Below are 1,594 nucleotides of genomic sequence, written 5' to 3'. Positions count from 1 at the left end.
CGCACACACGTGAGCGGTGCGGGCATGGCGCGCTCGGCGGTGGCCGCGCTCGGCAGCACAGTGGCCGCCAAGATCGGCAGACCGCCGACGATGATGCGGGTCGTCGGCTATCCCGGCGACACCGACGCGGCGCTGAGCGCGCCGGGCTTCTTCGAGAGCTACCGGGCCATCGCCGGACCGAGCTGGCGCAACGAGATCGACGCCGCCATCGGCATGGAGATCGGATCGTTCCGGGTGGGCAAGGAGGCCGGCGAGATCGACGCGCCGGTGCTGTTCCAGATCGCCGACTTCGATTCGGGCGCACCGCCGGAGGCCGCGGCCAAGGTGGCGTTCACCGCCCGTGCCGAGGTCCGCCACTATCCGTGCGATCACTTCGACGTGTTCGCCGGCAACGACTGGCACGAGGCGACCGTGCAGCATGAGATCGGCTTCCTGACAAGACATCTGATCAAAGCCGGGGCGGTCTCCGAATGAGCGTGGTCACGATCTCCGACCACGCGAAGGTCCGGACCGTCACCCTCAACAGGCCCGAGGCGCTGAACGCCTTCAACGAGGCGCTGTGCGACGGCCTCACCCGCGCGATGCTCGACGCCGCCGCCGACCCGGACGTGTCGGTGCTGCTCATCACGGGAGCGGGCCGCGCCTTCAGCGCCGGTGTCGACCTGAACGAATTCACAGTCAGGGCAACCGATCCTGACTCCTTCACCCCCGGTGAGTACGGATTCAGCGGACTTATCGACGCGCTCATCGACTTTCCCAAACCACTGATCTGCGCGGTCAACGGCGTCGGGTTGGGCATCGGCACCACCATCCTGGGTTTCGCAGATCTGGCGTTCATGTCGTCGACGGCGCGGCTCAAATGCCCGTTCACCAGCCTCGGTGTGCCGCCCGAGGCGTCCTCGTCGTTCCTGCTGCCCACGCTGATCGGCAGACAGAATGCGGCGTGGGTACTGATGAGTTCGGAGTGGATCGGCGCCGACGAGGCCAAGTCGATGGGGCTGGTCTTCGCGGTGTGCGAGCCCGACGACCTGCTCGCGCAGGCGACCGGGCATGCCGAACTGCTGGCCTCGCGGTCGCTGACCTCGCTGATGGCGGTGAAGCATACGATGGTCGAGCCGGTGAGACAGCAGATGCGTGATGCGAAAGCCCGTGAGGGAGAACTATTCACGCGACTGATGGGGGCCGGCGACAATGCCGATGCACTCAGCCGCTACGGCCGGGAGAAAGCGGAAAAGAGTTCCTGAACGGAGCCGGCGAACGTTGTGCCCGCCGGTCGCTCCGGTCGTGGTGGGCTATGGCTTCGGTAGCGGTGCTCCAACCTGGCCGCTGTCGCGGCGTAGCACGCGCAGCGAACCCTCGACCCGGACCTCGGTGAATTGTCCGGAAGCCAGTGCCTGGCAATAGATCTCGTACGGTGGGCGGCCGCCGTCGGCGGGGTCGGGGAACACGTCGTGGATCAACAGCGCGCCACCGATCCGCACCCACGGGGCCCAGCCGTCGAGGTCGTTCTGGGCGGCCTCCATGCTGTGCCCGCCGTCGATGAACACGAAGTCGGCCGGCTTGCCCCACGCGCGGGAGGCCGTCGTCGACGGGG

Annotated in this window: 2 protein-coding genes and 1 pseudogene; 2 read left to right on the top strand and 1 reads right to left on the bottom strand. The window is 67.6% G+C overall.

The genetic code is table 11. From position 1 onward, the window contains the following. Together KDB67_RS18720 and KDB67_RS18715 are read left to right on the top strand one after the other, a co-directional pair. Window positions 1-474: pseudogene (locus KDB67_RS18720) on the top strand (alpha/beta hydrolase); the annotation flags it as partial. Then, window positions 471-1,244 carry an enoyl-CoA hydratase/isomerase family protein gene (locus KDB67_RS18715; protein ID WP_291019035.1) on the top strand — a complete coding sequence of 258 codons (774 nt, stop codon included), beginning with the start codon at window positions 471-473 and terminating at the stop codon, window positions 1,242-1,244. The pseudogene KDB67_RS18720 and the gene KDB67_RS18715, both read left to right, overlap by 4 nt. A gap of 48 nt (window positions 1,245-1,292) precedes the next feature. Here KDB67_RS18715 and KDB67_RS18710 read toward each other — a convergent pair. After that, the coding region (locus KDB67_RS18710; protein ID WP_291019033.1) for a class I SAM-dependent methyltransferase at window positions 1,293-1,594 on the bottom strand (302 nt) is incomplete at its 5' end.

The organism is Gordonia sp. (in: high G+C Gram-positive bacteria), from assembly GCF_020438995.1.
GTDB lineage: Bacteria > Actinomycetota > Actinomycetes > Mycobacteriales > Mycobacteriaceae > Gordonia.
The sequence above is the reverse complement of the archived record's forward strand: the minus strand, read 5'-3'. Positions and strand labels throughout refer to the sequence as shown.

What these genes read in the sequence shown, in the direction of transcription:
- KDB67_RS18715 (WP_291019035.1), top strand. Translation starts at nt 471, where the DNA reads ATGAGCGTGGTCACGATCTCCGACCACGCGAAGGTCCGGACCGTCACC.